Origin of the sequence: Bacillus sp. YP1 (genome assembly GCF_000877815.1) — a bacterium.
In the GTDB taxonomy this organism is placed as follows: domain Bacteria; phylum Bacillota; class Bacilli; order Bacillales; family Bacillaceae; genus Bacillus; species Bacillus subtilis.
In genome coordinates this window covers 3,155,654-3,177,864 of sequence record NZ_CP010014.1, presented here as the reverse complement: position 1 = coordinate 3,177,864, position 22,211 = coordinate 3,155,654, and the positions used below count along the sequence as shown (strand labels likewise).

Below are 22,211 nucleotides of genomic sequence, written 5' to 3'. Positions count from 1 at the left end.
TATAGGAAAATACAATTGTTATAGTTTCGTAAATAGAAGGGGGAAAAGAGATGGTTCTTTTTAAAAAGGGGTTCGCCATATTGGCGGCATCATTTCTGGCAATCGGCCTTGCCGCCTGCTCAAATTCAAAAAATCCAGCAAGCTCTGATGGCAAAAAGGTGCTGACTGTGTCTGTCGAAGAAACGTATAAAGAATACATTGAAAGCATAAAAACAAAGTTCGAAAAAGAGAATGACGTCACAGTAAAAATTGTTGAAAAGCAAATGTTCGAACAGTTGGAGGCGCTTCCTCTTGATGGCCCGGCGGGTAATGCGCCTGATGTTATGCTTGCTGCATATGACCGGATCGGCGGTTTGGGACAGCAAGGACATTTGCTTGACATTAAGCCATCTCATACAAAAAGCTTTGGTGATAAAGAAATGCAGCAGGTGACAGTTGACGGCAAAGTGTACGGAATGCCGCTAGTCATTGAGACACTTATTTTGTATTACAACAAAGATCTTTTAAAAACAGCGCCAAAAACATTTAAAGACCTTGAAAAGTTAACGGAAGATCCTCGATTCGCGTTTGCTTCGGAAAAAGGAAAATCAACCGGATTTTTAGCAAAATGGACTGACTTTTATATGTCGTACGGCTTATTGGCTGGATACGGCGGATATGTGTTTGGAAAAAACGGCACAGATTCCGGGGACATCGGCCTGAACAATAAAGGGGCTGTAGAAGCGGTGAAATATGCGGAGAAATGGTTTGAGACATATTGGCCGAAAGGAATGCAAGACAATTCAAGCGCAGACGACTTTATTCAGCAGATGTTTTTAGAAGGCAAAGCGGCTGCGATCATTGGCGGTCCTTGGTCAGCTGCCAACTATAAAGAGGCTAAATTGAACTACGGAGCGGCTCCCATTCCGACATTGCCAAATGGAGAAGAATACGCCCCTTTTGCTGGCGGGAAGGGCTGGGTTGCCTCGAAATATACAAAAGAGCCCGAGCTGGCTGAAAAATGGCTTGAGTATGCTGCAAATGATGCCAATGCTTACGCTTTTTATGAGGATACAAACGAAGTTCCGGCCAACACGGCTGCAAGGAAGAAAGCCGATGAGCAAAAGAATGAACTGACGTCAGCTGTGATTAAACAATATGAAACAGCAACGCCGACTCCAAATATTCCGGAAATGGCTGAAGTATGGACAGGAGCGGAAAGTTTAATTTTTGATGCAGCTTCAGGAAAAAAATCGACACAAACATCAGCGAATGATGCTGTAAACGTCATAAAGGAAAATATTAAAGAAAAGTATGTGAAATAAAACGGCGGGATAGCGTCCGGAAGAATAGAGGGCGGAAAAATGAATAAACATCACACACTTACAAAGCAAAAACGAAAGGCAGGGCTTTTATCGATCATTCCAGGACTTGGGCAGATTGCGAATCAGCAATTGTCAAAGGGGCTCTTATTTCTTGCCATCACAGGCTTGTTTGCTTTTGAATTATGCGTTTTCGGTATACAGGCGCTAACCGGATTGATGACATTGGGAAGTGTTCCCGGTGAAGATCACTCGCTGTTTATGCTGATTGAAGGCACGCTGCAATTGATCGTGACAATGATTTTCCTCATGTTCTATATCTTTAATATTCATGATTCGCGTAAGACCGCCGCAATGAAAGCGGCGGGTTTGGAAGTCAATCCAACAGCCAAGGATATGATCTGTCATGCGGGCGATAAAGGGTTTCCATATCTATTTACACTTCCGGCATATATCATGATGGTGTTTGTGATTATTTTTCCGGTTTTGGTGACTCTGTTTGTTGCATTAACAAACTATGATTTTTATCATATTCCGCCTAATCGTCTGATTAACTGGGTCGGGTTTAAAAATTTCTTAAATATTTTTTTCCTTGGCTCCTATCGTGAAACATTTGTGAATGTACTGGGCTGGACGGTTATCTGGACAATCTGTGCAACAACGCTGCAAATCATTTTAGGTATTGTGACGGCACTTTTCGTCAATCAGGATTTTATAAAAGGCAAGCGGATATTTCGAATGATTTTCTTATTTCCATGGGCTGTTCCGGCGTTTATTACAATCATGAGTTTTTCCAACATGTTTAACGACAGCATAGGAGCGGTGAATGCACAGGTGATACCATTATTCAATCACCTGCCGTTTGTCGAGCTGCCTGCGATCGCGTGGAAGACCGATCCTTTCTGGACCAAGACAGCCCTCATTATGATTCAAACGTGGCTCGGCTTTCCATATATATATGTCATGGTAACGGGAGTGCTTCAGGCGATTCCAGGTGAATTGTATGAAGCGGCAAAGATTGACGGGGCCACTTTTATTCAGCGTTTTCGGCATATTACATTCCCGATGATTTTATTTGCCACAGCACCCGTGATGATTACTCAGTATACGTTTAATTTCAATAATTTCTCGATCATCTATTTATTTAATGAGGGAGGGCCAGGCAGTGTGGGAGCCGGGGCCGGATCGACCGATATCTTAATTTCGTGGATTTATAAACTGACAACAGGCACATCACCCCAATATTCCGTTGCGGCGGCTGTGACACTGTTAATTTCTTTCATTGTCATTGGAATTTCACTGATTGCTTTCAAAAAATCAAATGCTTTTGGCAATGAGGAGGTTATGTAGGTGAACGCGAGCACTGCCAGAATGCTTAATAAAATCAGTACGTATTTATTTTTGACGCTTTTAAGTATTGTCATTATATATCCGTTGCTGATTACGGCATCATCAGCCTTCCGTGTGGGGAATTCGGCGGCTTTTCAGCTCGATTTTTCGGGTCCTTGGACATTGGATCATTTTAAGCGGCTATTTGACGAAACGCTTTATCTCAATTGGTACAGCAATACACTTGTCATCGCGCTATCGGTCATGGTTTTGCAGGTTACAATCGTGACACTTGCCGGGTACTCGTACAGCCGCTATCGGTTTGCAGGCAGAAAAAAGAGCCTGATATTCTTTTTAATCATTCAAATGGTGCCGACAATGGCGGCGCTGACTGCTTTTTATGTCTTGGCGATGCTAATAGGCGCACTCGATCAATACTGGTTTTTAACAGCGATCTATATCGGCGGCGGAATTCCTATGAACACGTGGCTGATGAAAGGTTATTTTGATACTGTGCCGAGAGAAATTGATGAAGCCGCGCGAATTGACGGAGCGGGACATCTGAGGATTTTCGCTTCAATTGTTCTACCGCTTGTTAAGCCAATGCTCGCGGTACAAGCGCTTTGGGCGTTTATGGCACCGTTCGGCGACTATTTGCTGGCGAAATTTCTGCTTCGCTCACCGGAAAGGCTGACCATCGCTGTAGGATTACAATCCTTTATTTCTAATCCGCAGCAGCAAAAAGTAGCTCTATTTGCAGCCGGTGCCATACTAGCCGCACTGCCGATATGCGTTCTATTCTTTTTTCTCCAAAAGAACTTTGTGTCCGGTTTGACAGCCGGCGGAACAAAGGGGTAATGCCAATGAAGAATCTGGAGAATAAAAGCTTTATCATCCGCTGCCTGAAGGCGGCTGCATCCCCATCAGGTGTTTGCCGTTACGGGAATACCTTCAGCTGGCTGCAGCTCTCTTTTCTCTTTCTGTTTTTAACGGCCTGCTTAATGGCGCCGTTAGCGGTTTCGTTTGTGAAAATGGATCGCTTCAGCGTTGCATCTTTCATGCCGTCAGCGATTCAAGGGGTTAATGATCAATTTGCTGATCAATTGCAGGGTTTTCAAATCAGGAACGGAAAACTAACAGGCGGGAAGAGCTCTGAGAGGATTGAAGATGGGCAGAATGTGATGGCAGTCGATATGAAGCATGAATATGAGACAAGCGGTGAAAATGGGCGATTGAAAGTAACTGGATTTGAAAACGCCATCATATTTCAACCTGATCAACTGGTGATCACCGATCAAAACGAAACGGGGTTTTCTGTTGGCTATGCGAAAATGGACGTTAAGCTCGAGAAACCAAACGTCCATGATGTAGAGGTTTTGATCGATACATTGTGGTTGGCACAGTATAAGCCGATGATCATGATGCTGGCATATGCGGTGTTTTCTATGATCCAGCTTTTGTTAACGTTTGTTCTTGCAGGTGGCCTCTGGATCACAAAACGATCAAACATGGTCTCTATTGCATCATTCAAGGAAGCGGCCTCTATAGCGATTTGCGCATCAGCACTGCCGGCATTTGCGGCAGCTGCTATCGGCATGGTTCATTTTGATTTGATTACTGTATTGATGATCCATTCGTGTGGCGTTACTTTGATGATCTCTTTTGCATTTAGATATTTGACCAAAACCCGCCGTGATAATGGAAACTTACATTCGGGAGGAAATGATGATAAATCAGCGGTTATTTGAGATTGATGAATGGAAAATCAAAACAAATACATTTAATAAGGAGCGTACACGGCTGCTGGAAAGCCTGACGTCTCTTGCCAATGGCTATATGGGGGTCAGAGGGAATTTTGAAGAAGGCTATTCAGGCGACAGTCACCAAGGCACATATATTGCAGGCGTGTGGTTTCCAGACAAAACGCGAGTCGGCTGGTGGAAAAACGGGTATCCGGAATATTTCGGAAAAGTGATCAATGCAATGAACTTTATGGGCATAGGCTTATATGTTGACGGTGAAAAAATCGATCTCTATCAAAATCCAATTGAATCATTTGAGGTAGAGCTCAATATGAAAGAGGGGATTCTGCGGCGAAGCGCTGTGGTCCGCATTCAGGATAAAACCGTCAGACTCAGATCGGAGCGATTTCTTAGCCTTGCTGTAAAAGAACTCTGTGCGATTCATTATGAAGCGGAGTGTCTGACAGAAGATGCGGTCATTACGCTTGTTCCTTATCTGGATGGAAATGTCGCAAATGAAGATTCTAACTACCAAGAACAGTTTTGGCAGGAGGAAGCGAAAGGTGCTGATTCTCACAGCGGCCATTTAGCGGCAAAAACGATCGAAAATCCATTTGGAACACCGCGCTTCACGGTATTAGCCGCAATGGCAAACAAGACGGAGGGTTTTGTCCATGAAAGCTTTAAAACGACTGAAATGTATGTCGAGAATCGCTACAGTTATCAAACGAAGGCATCATTGAAAAAGTTTGTGATTGTCACGACTTCACGTGATTTTCGTGAGGAAGAGCTTTTATCGAAAGCCAAGGAGCTTTTGGCGGATGTGGTTGAGTACGGCTATGAAAAAGCAAAACGGAGGCACACTGATCGATGGAAGGAAAGATGGGCAAAAGCGGACATTGAGATTAAAGGAGATGAGGAGCTACAACAAGGAATCCGCTACAATATCTTTCAGTTATTCTCGACATATTACGGGGGCGATGCCCGTTTGAATATCGGGCCGAAAGGATTTACTGGCGAGAAATATGGAGGTGCCGCATATTGGGATACTGAGGCGTACGCCGTTCCGATGTATTTGGCGACAGCCGAGCCGGAGGTGACGAAAAACCTGCTTTTGTATCGCTATCATCAGTTGGAGGCTGCCAAACGAAACGCGGCAAAATTGGGGATGAAGGGGGCACTTTATCCGATGGTGACGTTCACCGGTGATGAATGCCACAACGAATGGGAAATCACCTTTGAAGAAATTCACCGCAATGGCGCGATCTGTTATGCGATCTACAATTATATCAATTATACAGGCGACTGTGACTATATGGAAGAATACGGGATAGACGTTCTTGTGGCAGTCAGCAGATTTTGGGCCGACCGTGTTCACTTCTCGAAACGAAAAAATAAGTATATGATCCATGGCGTCACAGGGCCGAATGAATACGAAAACAACGTTAACAACAATTGGTATACGAATGTCATTGCGGCTTGGACGTTGCAGTATACTCTACAAAGTCTCGAAAGTATCTCAGCGGAGAAACGCCGCCATCTGGATGTGCAGGAAGTAGAATTGAAAGTCTGGAGAGAAATCATCCAGCACATGTACTATCCATTTAGTGAAGAACTGCAAATTTTCGTTCAGCATGACACGTTCTTGGACAAAGACCTGCAAACAGTTGACGAATTAGATCCAGCGGAACGGCCTCTTTACCAGAATTGGTCATGGGACAAGATTCTCCGCTCCAATTTTATTAAGCAGGCAGATGTTCTCCAAGGCATTTATCTTTTTAATGACCGTTTTACAATGGAAGAAAAACGGCGAAATTTTGAATTTTATGAGCCGATGACTGTTCATGAATCAAGCCTATCGCCCTCTGTCCATGCGATTCTCGCAGCCGAACTCAAGCTGGAAAAGAAAGCGCTCGAATTATATAAGCGCACAGCAAGGCTTGATCTTGATAATTACAATCATGATACGGAAGAAGGCTTGCATATTACTTCAATGACGGGTAGCTGGCTGGCAATCGTTCATGGCTTTGCAGGCATGCGCACCGCGAATGAGACGCTGTCATTTGCTCCGTTTTTGCCGAAAGAATGGGACGAATATTCATTCAACATCAATTATCGAAATCGATTAATCAATGTGACCGTTGACGAAAAGCGCGTTATTTTTGAGCTTGTAAAAGGCGAGCCGCTGCACATGAACGTTTATGAGGAACCAGTTGTCCTACAGGGACGATGTGAAAGGAGAACGCCTAATGAGTGAATGGTGGAAAGAAGCTGTCGTTTATCAAATTTACCCGCGCAGTTTTTATGATGCCAATGGAGATGGATTCGGGGATTTGCAAGGTGTGATTCAAAAGCTGGATTACATCAAAAATCTCGGGGCGGATGTCATCTGGCTCTCCCCGGTATTTGATTCCCCGCAGGATGACAACGGATATGATATCAGCGATTACAAAAACATGTATGAAAAGTTTGGGACAAATGAAGATATGTTTCAGCTGATTGATGAAGTCCATAAACGCGGAATGAAAATCGTCATGGATTTGGTCGTGAACCACACATCAGATGAGCATGCTTGGTTTGCTGAAAGCCGCAAGTCGAAGGACAATCCTTACCGGGATTATTATTTTTGGAAAGATCCTAAACCGAACGGCTCAGAGCCGAATAATTGGGGATCGATCTTTTCAGGCTCAGCGTGGACATACGATGAAGGAACAGGGCAGTATTATTTGCACTACTTTTCGAAAAAACAGCCTGATTTAAATTGGGAAAACGAAGCCGTTCGCCGGGAAGTTTATGATGTAATGAGATTCTGGATGGATAGAGGCGTTGACGGCTGGCGGATGGATGTGATCGGCTCTATTTCTAAATACACCGATTTTCCGGACTACGAAACGGATCACAGCCGCAGCTATATTGTCGGCCGTTATCACTCTAACGGCCCACGTCTTCATGAGTTTATTCAAGAGATGAACAGGGAAGTGCTTTCTCATTACGACTGCATGACAGTCGGAGAGGCAAACGGCTCTGATATTGAAGAGGCGAAAAAGTACACAGATGCAAGCAGGCAAGAGCTGAATATGATCTTTACATTTGAACATATGGATATTGATACAGAACAAAACTCGCCAAATGGGAAATGGCAGATCAAGCCGTTTGATTTGATTGCTTTAAAAAAGACGATGACAAGGTGGCAGACCGGGTTAATGAATGTCGGCTGGAATACCCTTTATTTTGAGAACCATGACCAGCCGAGGGTTATTTCCCGCTGGGGCAATGACGGGAAGCTGCGTAAGGAATGTGCGAAGGCATTTGCAACGGTTTTGCACGGCATGAAAGGAACGCCGTTTATTTACCAGGGAGAAGAAATCGGCATGGTCAACAGCGATATGCCGCTGGAGATGTATGATGATCTTGAAATAAAGAATGCATATCGTGAACTAGTCGTCGAAAACAAAACGATGTCAGAAAAAGAGTTTGTCAAAGCCGTGATGATAAAAGGAAGGGATCATGCGAGAACACCGATGCAGTGGGATGCCGGAAAACATGCGGGATTCACAGCCGGAGACCCGTGGATACCGGTAAATTCCCGCTATCAAGATATCAATGTGAAAGAGTCCTTGAAAGATCAAGATTCGATTTTCTTTTACTATCAGAAGCTCATTCAATTACGAAAGCAATATAAGATTATGATATATGGCGATTATCAGCTTTTGCAGGAGAATGATCCGCAGGTCTTTTCTTACCTTCGAGAATATCAAGGGGAAAAGCTTCTTGTCGTTGTGAATTTATCGGAAGAAAAGGCTCTGTTCGTAGCGCCTCCAGAACTGATTCATGAGCGTTGGAAAGTGCTGATTTCAAACTATCCGCAGGAGCGGGCTGACTTAAAGAGTATTAGCCTCAAACCTTATGAAGCTGTGATGGGCATTAGTATATGAAAGCGGTCATTTTTGATTTAGACGGAGTGATAACAGATACTGCTGAATATCATTTTCTCGCTTGGAAGCACGTCGCAGAACAAATCAATATTCCCTTTGACAGAGACATGAATGAAAGGCTAAAAGGAATCAGCAGAGAAGAGTCACTTGAAAGCATATTGATCTTTGGCGGTGCGGAAACAAAGTATACAAATGCGGAGAAACAAGAGCTTATGCATCGGAAAAATCACAATTATCAAACGCTGATCAGCAAATTGACGCCGGAAGATCTTTTACCGGGGATTGGCAGGCTCCTATGTCAATTGAAAAACGAAAATATAAAAATCGGGTTAGCATCTTCAAGTCGCAATGCTCCTAAGATTTTAAGACGTTTGGCAATTATCGATGATTTTGATGCCATTGTTGATCCGACGACTCTTGCGAAGGGGAAGCCTGATCCTGACATCTTTTTAACAGCTGCAGCGATGCTCGATGTTTCCCCTGCTGATTGCGCGGCAATAGAAGACGCAGAAGCAGGCATTTCTGCAATCAAATCTGCGGGGATGTTTGCGGTTGGTGTCGGTCAAGGACAGCCGATGCTTGGTGCTGATCTAGTTGTGAGGCAGACGAGTGATCTAACACTTGAGCTGTTACACGAGGAATGGGAGCAGTTTAGAATCAAAAGTGTTTAAATGAAAAAAACCTGCAAGAGACGCAGCTCTTGCAGGTTGTGTTATTACTTTTTGTCTTCTGTGTGAGTCAAAATTTTGTCAATCAGGCCGTATTCAAGCGCTTCTTCAGCAGACTTGAAGTTATCACGGTCTGTGTCACGTTCGATCACTTCAAGCGGCTGGCCAGTACGTTCAGCTAGGACTTTGTTTAATTTGTCGCGAAGCAAGAGAATGCGTTTCGCAGCAATTTCAATTTCTGTCGCTTGACCTTGCGCACCGCCAAGAGGCTGGTGAATCATGACTTCACTGTTTGGAAGTGCATAGCGTTTGCCTTTTTCGCCGGCTGCAAGCAGGAACGCGCCCATTGACGCAGCCATACCGATACAAATTGTAGATACCTTCGGCTTAATAAACTGCATGGTATCATAGATCGCCATACCGGCTGTAATAGAGCCGCCCGGGCTGTTGATGTAAAGAGAAATTTCTTTTTCAGGGTCTTCTGCTGCTAAGAATAAAAGCTGTGACACGATGGAGTTCGCAACGTTGTCATCAATCGCAGATCCAAGCATGATGATACGATCCTTTAATAGACGAGAATAAATGTCATACGCTCTTTCTCCGCGGTTCGTTTGTTCAATGACTGTAGGTATTAAATTCATAATGCTCCTCCTTCACCTTTTAGGTAAGTATGTAGTTACATGATACATTTTTGGTCAATAAAGGTCAAACAAAAAGCTGGCCTAATATGCAAAGTCGTCTCTTTTTCCCATTTTCCCCAAAAATACAGGGGTTCAAACCATCGTATGTCAGATTGCCAATTAAGATGCTTTGTCTATTTAAAAAACGGCCTCTCGAAATAGAGGGTTGTTATTTGAATGGAATTATCGTATAATTAGTTGTGCTGACGTTCTCATAACGCAGTCATTCTGCGCTCGTAGCTCAGTTGGATAGAGCGGTGGTTTCCGGTACCACGTCTGTCGGGGGTTCGAATCCCTCCGAGCGCGTCCAATAGAACAACAGGAAAGACAAGGGTTTGGCGATTTGCCACTCTTGTCTTTTTTGTTTTGGTTCATAAATTTTTCTTGCTGCAACATAAATTTTCCTTCTCTCGGGCACGTTATGGAATGTATGCGATATTGAATTTGCGAGGAGGATGAACATGGGTATTTTAAGCGGAAATCCGCAGGATGAACCGATGCATTATGGTGAGGTATTCGGCTTATGGAGTTATGTGATGGCGGGCAATAAAATGGTCGGCAATTACCAAATGCTATTGAATCATGTCGGTGATGACGACCTGAAGAAGCTGCTTCGTGAGTCTATTGAGAAATGCCAAGATGAAATCAAACAGGTCAGCACGATCCTGAAAGAAAACGGGGTGGCGCTGCCGCCGGCTTCTCCTGAACCGCCGACAGCAGATCTTAACGACATTCCGCCTGGCGCACGGTTTCTCGATCCGGATGTGGCGGCCTCCGCGGCAGCACAAAATGCTGCAGGTCTTGTGACATGCAGCAAAATGATGGGGCAATCGATTCGTGAGGATATTGCCATGATGTTTGGGCAATTTCATATGTCGAAAGCGGCAACCGGCGCAAAATACTTAAGGCTGCTAAAAAACAAAGGCTGGCTTATCCCGCCGCCGCTTCATCTTCAAAAACATCACGAAGCTTAATGGCAAAGGCATATACAGCTGTATATGCCTTGATTTTATGAAGATGACGTAAGACGCAGGCCGATAACGCCGGCTAGGATAAGGCAAAGTGAAATCACCTGTGATAGCTGAAACCGCTCCTTAAACCAAATGAGCCCGACCGCCGAAACACCAATGCTTCCAATGCCAGTCCAGACGGCATATGCGACTCCGGCAGGCAGGACGATCATCGCTTGGGACAGGCAGTAAAAGGATAAGCCGAATCCAACAGTCATCACAATGATCGGCCATTTTTTTCTTGTTCCGTCTATATATTTCATGGCAATGGCAGCTATAATTTCTTCTATGCCGGCAATCACTAATAAAAACCATGCCATTATTGTTCACCTCCCGGCTGAGATTTGCTTTCTTTCGTAAATAATTTCATTCCTAAAATGCCAGCCAGCAATAAAGCTAAAAAGAACATTTGGGCTGCTGAGAAGGATTCGCCCAGAACAATTCCAGTCAGATATGTTCCGACGGTTCCGATTCCGACAAACACAGTGTACGCCGCGGCCATCGGGATTTTTTGATAAGAGCGGATCAACAGGATAAAGCTGACCGCGATTAAGATAAAAATGATGATCCAATCCAAAAGCGAATTGGCATGTTTGAGGGAAGAGGCCCAAACAACTTCTAAAAGCCCTGCAATAAAAACAAGAACCCAATTCAAATGAAACACCTCTCTATTTTTATGAATGAACGTCAGTCATTTTTAGGGCATTAAAAAATGAGCGGTGTTACCCAGTCATTTTTTAAGCAGTACCTAAGCTCCGTTTTAAGAAAGTAAAAATTTCCTTTTTATACACTTCAACATTTTCATCTTGTTCAAATCCGATATAGAATCGTTCCGCAGTGTTCTCGACCAAGTTGATAATCGTTCTGGCCGTCCATTTTGAATTGATTCCTTCCGTTACCTCATGGTTTGCAATGGCCTTGTTGATGATTTTTTCAAGCCAGGAATAATAAGGCTGATAGATCGTCTCCCATTTTTCCATGGAGTGGTCGATCGCAAGCCCGGAATAACAGAGGACAATAATATCCTTATGGCGTTCTGTAATGAGAAATGTCTCATCAATTAATATATCTAAAACGGTCCAAAAATCCTCGTCCCCATGCAGCCTACCTTTGATTTGATCAAGTGTATGGGTGAGGAGATTTTCTGCAATGGCCGGTATGAGGGCATTTTTAGATGAAAAATACAAATAGAATGTTCCTTGGGCAGTGCCGGCCTTTTTGACAATATCAGAAATAGAAGCTTTGTCGAGGCCTTTTTCAGAAATGACTTCTATGGCCGCCTGCAAAATTTTTTCGTATTTGCCCGATGTTTGTTTTGGCATGAGGAACACCTCCAGTAATGACTGACTCTCATTCATTTTATCGCGTGTATGTTTGTTTGTAAAGAATAAAGAAGCAAGAAAACCTCTTGCTTCTTTATTTATCGTAATCAATGGCGGCTTTTGGGAGCCCGGTATACTTTGCCCAGTAATAAATAGCAAGTGAGCCGATCGCGACTAAAATGAGGTCGACGGGATTGCTGATAATCCCTAAACCATGTCCGAAAGAACCGATGTAGGAAAAGATCAGCATCATAATATAAAACCCGATAAGCCACCAGGCTGATTTCAGCTGCTGAGCGAGGCTGACATCTTCTTTAGGCGTATATTTGCTGAAACAGAGATAGATCAAAAACATCACGAGTTGTGAACCGAGCAGCCAGGAGACTGTTTTCCATCCTGACCAGTACACGATAAACGCTGTAAATATAAAGGAAAGCGGCCCGATAATGCTCATTCCCTTTAAATAAAACGGCCTGTTTAAGTCCTTCGCGTTGACCCTCAGCGCAGCTGAAGAAATGGGTGCAATCGCATATGAAAGAATGAGCGCGACTGAACAGACATTGACGAGCGCGTTCCACGAAGGAAAGGGAAGTGTCCAGAAAATGGACAGGGCAAACGAAAGCCAAAGCGAAGCGCGGGGTGTCCCCGTATCTTTATTGACCTTTGAGAATATGCCAAATAATGTGCCGTTACGCGCCCAGGCGTAAACAAGGCGGGATGTCGTATTCATAAAGATATTCCCGTTTCCACCGGGAGACAGAATGGCGTCTAAAATGACAAGCGTTGCAAGCCAGCCTAACCCGAGCATGACCGCAATATCCTTAAACGGCAATGAGAACTCCCGGCCAATTGCCGGCCAGCCATGTTTCAGTGTTTCTGTCGGGATTGCACCAATAAAGGTGACCTGCAAAACAGTATAAATGATGGTTGAAACGATGATGCAAATGATTAAAGCGATCGGGATATTGCGTTTTGGATTTTGGACTTCACCTGCTACAGATACAATCGGATGCAGGCCGAGATACGCAAACATGACGCCGCCTGTCGAGATGGCAGCCTGAATACCTGTAAATCCAAACGGTGCAAATCCTTGAACGGATAAATTCTCCGGCTGAAAATGAAAGATTAGCACAATAATGATGGTAATCGGCACAATATATTTAAAAATCGATATGATGAAATTCGCCTTAGCGAAGGTTTTGACGCTCCAATAATTCAGCAGGAAAAACAAGCATAATAGGGCAAATTGCAAGATCCAGCCGGAAATGGTCGGCGAATCAGACCCTTTAATGGTCAGGCCGGGAAACCAATAGGCCACATACTGGCGCACAGCTGTCACTTCAATTGAAATCAAGCTTGTATAAGCGACAATCGTGACAAACGAAATTAAGTAGCCGACAAGGTGGCCATGTGAATAAACGGGGTATCGAATGATGCCTCCGGTACGGGGCAGAGCGGCTCCGAGCTCTGCATATACGAGCCCGATTAACAAAATAATGGCTCCTCCGAGGATCCAGGAAAAAGCGCCGGAGGGCCCTGCTTTTGAAGCGACATTACTGACAGCGAACAGCCACGCTGATCCAAAGATGGCTCCCATCCCAATCAAAATCAGATCAAACAGCGACATTGATTTTTGAAAATTTCCTTGTTTAGACATTCGCTTCCTCCTTTGAAACCAGCCTTATATTTCTTACAATGCCCAATATGTAACAGAGAATACCGCTCCTAATAAAAAAACAGGGCAGCTTGCGCCGCCCCTGTTTTTATTTATGAATCGAATCAAAGTGTTTCACTGTTATATTTTTGAAGGAGGCTGTGCCGCCGTCAGAAAAAAGGGTAATGCCTTTATCTTCAGGCTTTGGGAAGACTTCATTTGAAAAAATGGTTTTCCCGTCGCCAACAAATACTTCTATCGTTGTTTTATCGACAAGTATTTTCAAATGCACCTTACGTTTGCTTACATCATAAGGAGCTTTGCTTTCGACATAGGTATTGCTTTTGTCAGGCTGATTTGTGGCTGCTCTATTGACATAAGCATAGCCGCCTTCAGCGAAAATACCGACATCAATATGGCGTTTTTGGTCTTCTGATTCTCTGAGCCTGACGCCTGCATTCTTTAGCTCTGACCAAGAAAGATCCGTATCAAGCTGGTACGTATCACCTGTTATCGACAATGTTTTTGATCCGTTCACATCCTGATCCTCTATTTCGTCAGTTGAAACAGTCAGCTGCTCCAAAGCTTCAATCGGCTGTGAGACGAGGCTGTATGTTCCATCCTGCTCCTTCAGCCGGAGTTCGCGTATGACAGAATCTGTGCCGTTAAAGCCGTTCTTCATTGTCGGGGTGTTGTTGGCATAATCCCAATTGTTCATCCAGGCAAGCGCATACCGCTTTTCTAATGGATCTGTGCTTTTGCTGTCTTCGAACGTCACACCGCCATACCAGTCGAAGCCATAGTCAAGCCATTGGGCTTCAGTCTGATCCGCTTTGAATTCTTTTCCGTCGAAGCTTCCGGTCCAGTAGGCGTACGTATTTGGTTTGCCCCACGGTTTGCCATTCGCGCTGGCACCGAGAACCCACTTATTCGTTCCGTCGCTTGCCCGCATCATGTAGAGGTCGGGACATTCCACCATTCCCGCCTGTTCTGGGAAGAATCCGCTTGTGTAATGCCAGTCCTTAAGATTATCGGATTCATAAAAGCCGATTTTTGATCCTTCAGCCATGACCATGACCCATTTGTTATCCTGGTCATCCCATATGACTTTCGGATCTCTGAAATCGTCTGTGCCCGGATTAGGCATAACGGGGTTGCCACTGTAGAATTTGAATGATTTTCCCTTATCTGTGCTGTACCACAAATATTGTTCCTGTTTTTTGTCTTTGGCTGAGGGCTGTGTCACAATCGCGACAAGCGCATTTTTCCCGAAGCCGGCTGTGTTCTCTTTATCAACCACGACGGAACCGGTCCAAATGTCACCGTCCGGGTTTGTATATTTCGGAATCGCCACGCCTTCATCGGTCCAGTGCACCAAATCCTCTGAGACGGCATGGCGCCATTCTGTGCCGTTGCCTTTTGGGTAATCCCGGTTATATAGATAGAAATAATGATACTTGCCATCAAAATAGATCGGTTTTTGAGGGTCATTTTTCCATTTATCCGGCGTCGTAAAATGATATGCCGCCCGGTAGTCCGGCTTCTGTTTTGATTTTGTTTTTTGGTCATGTTCTTCTTTTGGAAATAAGTCGATAAACAGCAATATTCCTAAAAAGGTTAGGAATACGGTTAGCCATTTGCCTGCTTTTATATAGTTCATATGGGATTCACCTTTATGTTGATAAGAAATAAAAGAAAATGCCAATAGGATATCGGCATTTTCTTTTGCGTTTTTATTTGTTAACTGTTAATTGTCCTTGTTCAAGGATGCTGTCTTTGACAACAGATGTTTTCTTGCCTTTGATGTTCAACAGGAAGCTTGGCGCAAACGTTGATTGTTTGTCTGCGTAGAACCCTCTGTTTGTCATATAGCTTGTAATCACGACATTGTTTCCTTTCGCTTGAGGTACAGCGAAGTGTGAGTAAGTAAAGGTTACATCGTTAGGATCAAGATCCATTTTTAACACAAGGCCAGTTTTGTTCAGCGGCTTGTATGGGCCAGTTAAAGAATTAGAAACATAACCAAGCATGTAAATATCGTTAGACGTAATGCCGTCAATCGTCATTTTTGACCCGCGGGAGTCAGTGAACAGGTACCATTTGCCGTTCATTTTAAAGACGTTCGCACGTTCAATTTCATCTGTTACTGTGTTAGATGCAATCAGCGGTTTCATCACTTTTTTCAGTGTGTAATCATCGTTTAGCTCAATCATACCGAGAGCGCCGTTTGCTAACTCAGCCGTGCGTTTTTTATCGCTTTGCAGAAGTTTTTGACTTTCTTGACGGAAGAATGATGTGCTTTTGCCATAGTATGCTTTGTTAAATAAAGATTCTTCGCCTTGGTAGCCATCTTCAGTTCCAGTGTTTGCTTCAAATACTAAGTATTTGTGGCCTTTATCTTCTACGTAGTGAGGATCTCTCAGCGTATGGTTGTCGCCTGAGCTGTAGTTGCCTTCATCGATGAACTGCTGTACATTTTGATACGTTTTGCCGTCACCGTCAAAGATTGATTTATAATCCTCTACACCGTTGATGTTCAAAGAGCTGTCTGATGCTGATACGTTTACCTGTGCAGTTGTCAGTGTTTGTTTGCCGTAATGTTTACCGGAGAAATCAGTGTAGAATAAACGGATTTTTCCGTCAGATGTAAATGTGGCTGAACCTGACCATTCTTGCGTTTGGTCTTTTAGGATAGAATCATTTGCATCGAATTTGTCGCTGTCTTTAAAGACGCGGCCAGCGTTTTTCCAGCTATCAATAGAAGTCTCGCCGACTTTTTGATAGAACATGTAAATCGATGTGTCATCCGCATTTTTAGGATCTCCGGCTAATGCAAAGACGATGTGGTAGCCGTGATAGTTTGCGACTGTGCCGTCAGCGTTTTGTAATGGCCAGCTGTCCCAAACGTCCAGGCCTTTTGCAGAAGAGATGTTTTTGATTGTGGACGGATCGAATTCAGGCACTTGATATTTTTCATTTTTTTGCTGTTCAGGGATTTGCAGCATATCATGGCGTGTAATATGGGAAATGCCGTATGTTTCCTTATATGGCTTTTGGTTCGTTTCTTTCGCAAACGCTTGAGTTGCGCCTCCTGCCAGCAGTGCGGTAGTAAAGGTTAATACTGTTGCTTGTTTTGCAAACTTTTTGATGTTCATCGTTCATGTCTCCTTTTTTATGTACTGTGTTAGCGGTCTGCTTCTTCCAGCCCTCCTATTTGAAGATGGCAAGTTAGTTACGCACAATAAAAAAAGACCTAAAATATGTAAGGGGTGACGCCAAAGTATACACTTTGCCCTTTACAAATTTTAGGTCTTGCCTGCTTTATCAGTAACAAACCCGCTCGATTTACTTTTCGACCTCATTCTATTAGACTCTCGTTTGGATTGCAACTGGTCTATTTTCCTCTTTTGTTTGATAGAAAATCATAAAAGAATTTACGGACTACGGGCCTAAAGAACTAAAAAAACTATCTGTTTCTTTTCGTTCTCCGATTTTTTATAATTCTGTCGCATGGGCATAAAGTTGCCTTTTTAATCACAATTCAGAAAATATCATAATATCTCATTTCACTAAATAATAGTGAACGGCAGGTATATGTGATGGGTTAAAAAGGATCTCTAACTGAAGGATTTTTCAAAATATTCGAAACGTTAGTAGGTTAGTAACGTACAGAGATATGGGAGGTGGAGGAATGAAGCAGAATAAAAGAAAGCATCTTCAGGCGTTATTTGAGACATTAGGCGAAAAACATCAGTTTAACGGGACGGTTCTGGCTGCGGAGGGTGGCGATATTTTATATCATCACTCTTTTGGTTATGCGGAAATGACGGAAAAACGCCCGTTGCAAACCAACTCTTTGTTTGAGTTAGCGTCTTTGTCAAAGCCTTTTACAGCATTGGGAATCATCTTGCTGGAAGAGAAGGGGATTCTTGGCTATGAAGATAAAGTGGATCGCTGGCTGCCCGGTTTTCCGTACCAGGGTGTAACGATTCGGCATTTATTGAACCATACGTCAGGGCTTCCTGATTATATGGGTTGGTTTTTTGCCAATTGGGATCCGCACAAGATTGCGGTGAATCAGGATATTGTCGATATGCTGATGAATGAGGGGCTATCTGGTTATTTTGAACCGAATGAAGGCTGGATGTACAGCAATACGGGGTATGTGCTGCTGGCGGTTATCATTGAAAAAGCATCTGGCATGAGCTATGCGGATTTTATGAAAACAAGTATTTTTTTACCGGCAGGCATGAATGAAACAAGAGTGTATAACAGGAGGCTTTCGCCTGAGCGAATTGATCATTATGCATATGGATATGTGTATGATGTACATTCCGAAACATACGTCCTCCCTGATGAGCTGGAGGAAACGAACTATGTTGTGTATCTCGATGGCATACAGGGAGATGGGACGGTGAACTCTGTCACAAGCGATTTGTTTCGATTTGATCAGGCTTTATATCAGGACGATTTCATCAGCAAGGCTTCTAAGGAATCCGCGTTTTCTCCAGTGCGCCTCAACAATGGAGAAACAATTGATTATGGCTTTGGCTGGGTACTGCAAAATAGTCCTGAAAAAGGGCGGATTGTCAGCCACAGCGGAGGGTGGCCCGGCTATTCGACGTTGATGATCCGATATATCGATCATCGTAAAACACTGATCTATTTGAGTAATAAGGAAGAGGATACTGAATATGAACAAGCGATTCTGAAGGCGGCGGAACATATTCTATTTGGCCAGCCATATGAGGTCCCGGAACGTCCTGCTGATAAAAAGAAAAAAGCAATTGATACGGCGATATACAGCCGCTATGTTGGCAGCTACCTGTTGCAGGATGGGACGGCTGCACAGGTGACTGCCGAGAATGAACGGCTTTATTTGGAGATCGCCGGACAGCTGAGACTGGAGTTATTTCCTTCTTCGGAAACCCGTTTCTTTCTGCGAGCATTGTCTGTTGAAGTCGAGTTTACATTAGGTGTGGATGCTGCGAAAAGCTTTATCCTCTATGAGGATGGCTCAGAGGAAGAAGCGGTCCGTACGAAGTAGAAAGGAATGAATTTGATGATCGGAATATTAGCCGGAATGGGGCCGAAATCGACCTCGCCGTTTATTGATAAGGTGATTGATTACTGTCAGAAGCTGTATGGGGCTTCAAACGATATTGACTACCCGCACATGATGATCTATTCATGCCCGACGCCCTTCTATGCAGATCGTCCAATTGACCATGACGAGATGAAAAAAGCAATTATCGACGGAGCGGTAAAGCTCGAGAAAACAGGCGTGGATTTCATTGCGCTGCCTTGTAATACGGCGCATGTCTACTATGAAGAGATTCAGCAGGCATTGTCGGTTCCTATGTTGCATATTGTTGAGGAAACGATAAAAGAGATTCCGCATCTCGCAAAAAAAGCGGTGGTTTTAGGAACAGAGCCAACCATCCAATCCGCCATCTACCAAAAAGTTCTGAAGGGAAATGGACAAGAAGTTATTCACAAGGACCATTGGCAGCAGGCTGTGAACCAGCTTATCGCCGCAATCAAACAGCCAAATCATATGCAGCATACACAAGCATTGTGGCAGACGCTATATGAAGAAATCAGTCAGCATGCAGACATCATCATTTCAGCCTGCACGGATTTAAATGCGGTGTTAGATCATATTCAAAGTGAGATTCCGATTATAGATTCCTCTGCCTGTCTTGCCAAAAGCACTGTCAGCACATATCTTGCTTATCAAAGCTAGCTTCAGACAAGGACTGTCTTCAAACAGTCCTTGTTTTTTTATGTTCCTATTGTTTGACAGTTAACTGCAATGGTGTTAAAGTAAACATGTAAATAGTTACATGATTTTTTTCTGAAGGTGAGGTGGTTCTCGTGAAGAAGCCGGTTTTAAAACCATTCGCCTCTTTAGAAATCAAGGTTGATCCGCCTATCACGATTGGTGAGACAAGCCTGGGACTGAGACGATTCATTCCGATTCGTTCGGGAACAATAACCGGGGAAGTAAAGGGACGTATTTTGCCGGGCGGTGCCGATTCACAAATGATTCGCGCTAACGGCAGAACAGATTTATCTGCCAGGTATGTGATTGAAACAGCAGATCATGAACTGATTTACATTGAAAACAATGGAATACGGCAAGTCAGCGAGCCGTTTCGAAAACAAGCGGCAGCCGGGGAAATTATTGAACCGGAACATGTTTATTTTCGTACGGTACCGACGTTTGAAACAGGCAGTGAAGTCTATCAATGGCTCCATGACCGCTTGTTTATCGGTTCCGCAGAAAGAACCCCTGATTACGTTCTACTAGACATTTATGAAGTACAGTAAAAGACTAAGGAGAGTGTGTAAGATGGAAAACTTTATCGGAAGCCACATGATTTATACGTATGAAAACGGATGGGAATACGAGATTTATATTAAAAACGACCATACAATTGATTATAGAATTCATAGCGGAATGGTTGCCGGACGCTGGGTTCGGGATCAGGAAGTGAATATTGTCAAACTGACAGAAGGCGTATATAAAGTGTCTTGGACAGAGCCGACTGGCACGGATGTTTCATTAAACTTTATGCCAAATGAAAAACGCATGCATGGCATTATTTTCTTCCCGAAATGGGTACATGAACATCCTGAAATTACGGTTTGCTACCAAAATGACCACATTGATTTGATGAAAGAATCCCGCGAAAAATATGAAACGTATCCAAAATACGTTGTACCTGAATTTGCGGAAATTACATTTCTGAAAAATGAAGGAGTCGACAACGAAGAAGTGATTTCGAAGGCTCCTTATGAGGGAATGACAGACGATATTCGCGCGGGAAGATTATAATAAACATAAAAACCCAGAAAAGAGAATTACTTCTCTTTTCCGGGTTTTCTTTTTGCTGAGTATGCGGGAACCATCACAATTCCCGCGAAAAACAGTATGATGCCAGTCCAGCGCATAGGCTGGTAATAGACTGTGTCCCGTAAACATACCACGGCCGACAAAATAATGATACAAGCTGCCACAACAATGGCAGCACCAATGTATCCTGTTTTCCCCATATTTATTCTCCTTTTGAAGGGAATAGCTTCTGCCTTTTTTCAGATTCGGGATCGTTTTCGATCGTAATCTCTGAGTCTAAAATCAGCGTCTCTCTCGTTTCTTCATGATACGCAGGCCAATTCACAGCTTCGGTGCTTGGGTTTCCTGTTTTAGCGAACGTGATCCACGCTGATTGTATCGTGTGAGAAAGCTGTTTCACCTCATCCGTAATCTCCGCTTTTGCCATTCGTTCCAATCCGTCCAGATTTCCAAAGACAAAAGGAAGCTCTAATGCGTGAAACGCTTTATTGTACGGCGGCTTCTTCGGGTGCCAATCGAACCTGTACATCCAGACAGGGGCGTAATGAGACTGTGCGGATGCATAGGCGACGGCAGGGCGCCAAAATAATAAATCAGTCATCATATGAATTTGGCTTTCCAGAGAACGCGGATACAAATCGGCAACTTTCTCTGCCAGCGGCTTCCCTAGTAAATACTCGAGCGCTGCATCAAGCGTTTCCTGAGAATGAACGTCTGAATCCGGGGTGAAAAATAAATATCCTTCATCACGGGTTGTTCCAATTAATAGCGGAATACCGGAAGCAGCCCCTTCTGCGATCGCTTTTTCTGGTTCTTCAGGCAGCGTTTTCGGATCAAGGGCGGGCTGGAAGAACAGCTGAAAGATATTTTCTTTTTCTGCAATCCGAAGCTGATCAGCCGCTTTTAGCAAATCTTCCGCAGAAACCGTATGCAATTTATCCAGTTGGCCCTCGTTAATCCCAAGGACCTGTAAAAAGGCTGCCGAGGTGCTCGCCGCTTGTTCTTTCGTCATCGTTCGAGAAGCGCCGCTTTCCATGATTGCTTTCTGGAACAGGCCTTTTGCCGCAGGCATAGCAAGCAGCGCGGCAATGCTCATGCCGCCGGCGGATTCTCCAAATACTGTTACGTTATCGGGATCACCGCCAAACGCTGAAATATTCTCCCGCACCCATTTCAGTGCGGCGGCTTGGTCTAAAAGCCCAAGGTTATCGGAATACGCCTCATTAAATGAAGACAAGTGCAAAAAGCCAAACGGCCCCAGCCGATAGTTCAATGTAACGACAATGACTTCTCCCTGTGCCGCAAGTTTTGATCCGTCATACAATGGCTCACTGCCCGCTCCTAGATAAAAAGCGCCTCCGTGAATCCACACCATGACAGGAAGATTTTTACTTGGAGTGTCAGGCGCAAATACATTGACATACAAGCAATCCTCGGACTGGCGGGGCAGCTCTGTATACGACAGTGACAGCAAATCAGACGGCTGCGGGCAAATAGGGCCGTACGCTGTGGCATCAAGCACATCTTCCCACACTTCAGGCGGCTCAGGTGCTTTAAAACGCCATTGTCCGACAGGCGGCTTGGCATAGGGGATGCCTTTCCACTTATGTACGCCGTTTTCCGTTGTGCCTTTTACTTTGCCGTATTGAGTCGTTACTATTTGATGAGTCATTGTGTTCTCTCCCTTTTTCCCCCATTATAAACAGATTTC

Annotated in this window: 21 protein-coding genes and 1 tRNA gene; 13 read left to right on the top strand and 9 right to left on the bottom strand. The window is 44.0% G+C overall.

The window, feature by feature from the left end; translation table 11 throughout:
- The first annotated feature begins 50 nt into the window (after positions 1 to 50).
- Genes mdxE through pgmB form a run of 7 tightly spaced genes read left to right on the top strand, consistent with a single transcriptional unit; the run spans position 51 to position 8,978 of the window.
- Positions 51 to 1,304: a maltodextrin ABC transporter substrate-binding protein MdxE gene (gene mdxE, locus QF06_RS15675; protein WP_041850497.1), complete on the top strand. Its 1,254-nt coding sequence runs from the start codon at positions 51 to 53 to the stop codon at positions 1,302 to 1,304.
- Between the two features lie 39 nt (positions 1,305 to 1,343).
- Entirely contained in the window at positions 1,344 to 2,651 is a 1,308-nt protein-coding gene (gene mdxF / locus QF06_RS15670) for a maltodextrin ABC transporter permease MdxF (protein ID WP_041850498.1), read from the top strand.
- Entirely contained in the window at positions 2,652 to 3,488 is an 837-nt protein-coding gene (gene mdxG / locus QF06_RS15665; RefSeq protein WP_041850499.1) for a maltodextrin ABC transporter permease MdxG, read from the top strand.
- Positions 3,489 to 3,493: 5 nt separating this feature from the next.
- Positions 3,494 to 4,378, top strand: coding sequence for a DUF1189 domain-containing protein (locus QF06_RS15660; RefSeq protein ID WP_041850500.1), 885 nt, complete (start codon positions 3,494 to 3,496; stop codon positions 4,376 to 4,378).
- The gene (gene mdxK, locus QF06_RS15655; protein WP_041850501.1) at positions 4,356 to 6,629 is read left to right on the top strand and encodes a maltose phosphorylase; all 2,274 of its coding nucleotides are present in this window, start codon (positions 4,356 to 4,358) and stop codon (positions 6,627 to 6,629) included. The genes QF06_RS15660 and mdxK overlap by 23 nt, the downstream gene beginning before the upstream one ends.
- Positions 6,622 to 8,307: an oligo-1,6-glucosidase gene (gene malL / locus QF06_RS15650; protein ID WP_041850502.1), complete on the top strand. Its 1,686-nt coding sequence runs from the start codon at positions 6,622 to 6,624 to the stop codon at positions 8,305 to 8,307. Before mdxK ends, malL begins: the two co-directional genes overlap by 8 nt.
- Positions 8,304 to 8,978, top strand: a complete 675-nt coding sequence (gene pgmB / locus QF06_RS15645) for a beta-phosphoglucomutase (protein WP_041850503.1) — start codon at positions 8,304 to 8,306, stop codon at positions 8,976 to 8,978. The genes malL and pgmB overlap by 4 nt, the downstream gene beginning before the upstream one ends.
- A gap of 44 nt (positions 8,979 to 9,022) precedes the next feature.
- Here pgmB and clpP read toward each other — a convergent pair whose 3' ends face one another.
- Positions 9,023 to 9,616: an ATP-dependent Clp endopeptidase proteolytic subunit ClpP gene (gene clpP / locus QF06_RS15640; RefSeq protein WP_003228214.1), complete on the bottom strand. Its 594-nt coding sequence runs from the start codon at positions 9,614 to 9,616 to the stop codon at positions 9,023 to 9,025.
- A 269-nt stretch (positions 9,617 to 9,885) separates the two neighbouring features.
- On the opposite strand from clpP, the gene QF06_RS15635 reads away from it, so the two are divergent.
- Positions 9,886 to 9,961: transfer RNA gene (locus QF06_RS15635), tRNA-Arg, on the top strand.
- Positions 9,962 to 10,116: 155 nt separating this feature from the next.
- On the top strand, positions 10,117 to 10,629 hold the full coding sequence (locus QF06_RS15630) for a DUF3231 family protein (protein WP_014478056.1): 513 nt from the start codon (positions 10,117 to 10,119) through the stop codon (positions 10,627 to 10,629).
- Positions 10,630 to 10,664: 35 nt separating this feature from the next.
- On the opposite strand, the gene QF06_RS15625 is transcribed toward QF06_RS15630, so the two are convergent.
- From QF06_RS15625 to sacB, 6 genes are all read right to left on the bottom strand, one after another.
- A complete protein-coding gene (locus QF06_RS15625) occupies positions 10,665 to 10,985 on the bottom strand; it encodes a QacE family quaternary ammonium compound efflux SMR transporter (RefSeq protein ID WP_003228222.1) in 321 nt (106 codons plus the stop codon).
- Complete coding sequence (locus QF06_RS15620) at positions 10,985 to 11,320, bottom strand: QacE family quaternary ammonium compound efflux SMR transporter (RefSeq protein ID WP_041850504.1); 336 nt, start codon at positions 11,318 to 11,320, stop codon at positions 10,985 to 10,987. Before QF06_RS15620 ends, QF06_RS15625 begins: the two co-directional genes overlap by 1 nt.
- 82 nt (positions 11,321 to 11,402) lie before the next feature.
- The gene (locus QF06_RS15615) at positions 11,403 to 11,987 is read right to left on the bottom strand and encodes a TetR/AcrR family transcriptional regulator (RefSeq protein ID WP_003244443.1); all 585 of its coding nucleotides are present in this window, start codon (positions 11,985 to 11,987) and stop codon (positions 11,403 to 11,405) included.
- Between the two features lie 94 nt (positions 11,988 to 12,081).
- On the bottom strand, positions 12,082 to 13,644 hold the full coding sequence (aspP, locus tag QF06_RS15610) for an aspartate/proton symporter AspP (RefSeq protein WP_003228228.1): 1,563 nt from the start codon (positions 13,642 to 13,644) through the stop codon (positions 12,082 to 12,084).
- A gap of 106 nt (positions 13,645 to 13,750) precedes the next feature.
- Positions 13,751 to 15,301, bottom strand: coding sequence for a 2,6-beta-fructan 6-levanbiohydrolase (gene levB, locus QF06_RS15605; RefSeq protein WP_041850505.1), 1,551 nt, complete (start codon positions 15,299 to 15,301; stop codon positions 13,751 to 13,753).
- 73 nt (positions 15,302 to 15,374) lie between these two features.
- A complete protein-coding gene (sacB, locus tag QF06_RS15600) occupies positions 15,375 to 16,796 on the bottom strand; it encodes a levansucrase (RefSeq protein ID WP_014480964.1) in 1,422 nt (473 codons plus the stop codon).
- 536 nt (positions 16,797 to 17,332) lie between these two features.
- Between sacB and QF06_RS15595 the strand changes: the two genes are divergently transcribed.
- From QF06_RS15595 to padC, 4 genes are all read left to right on the top strand, one after another.
- Entirely contained in the window at positions 17,333 to 18,688 is a 1,356-nt protein-coding gene (locus QF06_RS15595) for a serine hydrolase (RefSeq protein WP_041850506.1), read from the top strand.
- 15 nt (positions 18,689 to 18,703) lie between these two features.
- Positions 18,704 to 19,387, top strand: a complete 684-nt coding sequence (gene racX / locus QF06_RS15590) for a broad specificity amino-acid racemase RacX (RefSeq protein WP_032726905.1) — start codon at positions 18,704 to 18,706, stop codon at positions 19,385 to 19,387.
- Between the two features lie 131 nt (positions 19,388 to 19,518).
- Entirely contained in the window at positions 19,519 to 19,974 is a 456-nt protein-coding gene (locus tag QF06_RS15585) for a DUF3237 domain-containing protein (protein WP_041850507.1), read from the top strand.
- A gap of 22 nt (positions 19,975 to 19,996) precedes the next feature.
- Entirely contained in the window at positions 19,997 to 20,482 is a 486-nt protein-coding gene (gene padC, locus QF06_RS15580) for a phenolic acid decarboxylase (RefSeq protein ID WP_003243190.1), read from the top strand.
- Positions 20,483 to 20,508: 26 nt separating this feature from the next.
- Here the strand turns inward: padC and QF06_RS15575 are convergent, their stop codons facing one another.
- Together QF06_RS15575 and pnbA are read right to left on the bottom strand one after the other, a co-directional pair.
- Entirely contained in the window at positions 20,509 to 20,700 is a 192-nt protein-coding gene (locus QF06_RS15575; RefSeq protein WP_003228241.1) for a hypothetical protein, read from the bottom strand.
- Positions 20,701 to 20,702: 2 nt separating this feature from the next.
- On the bottom strand, positions 20,703 to 22,172 hold the full coding sequence (gene pnbA, locus QF06_RS15570) for a para-nitrobenzyl esterase (protein WP_041850508.1): 1,470 nt from the start codon (positions 22,170 to 22,172) through the stop codon (positions 20,703 to 20,705).
- Between the last annotated feature and the right edge of the window lie 39 nt (positions 22,173 to 22,211).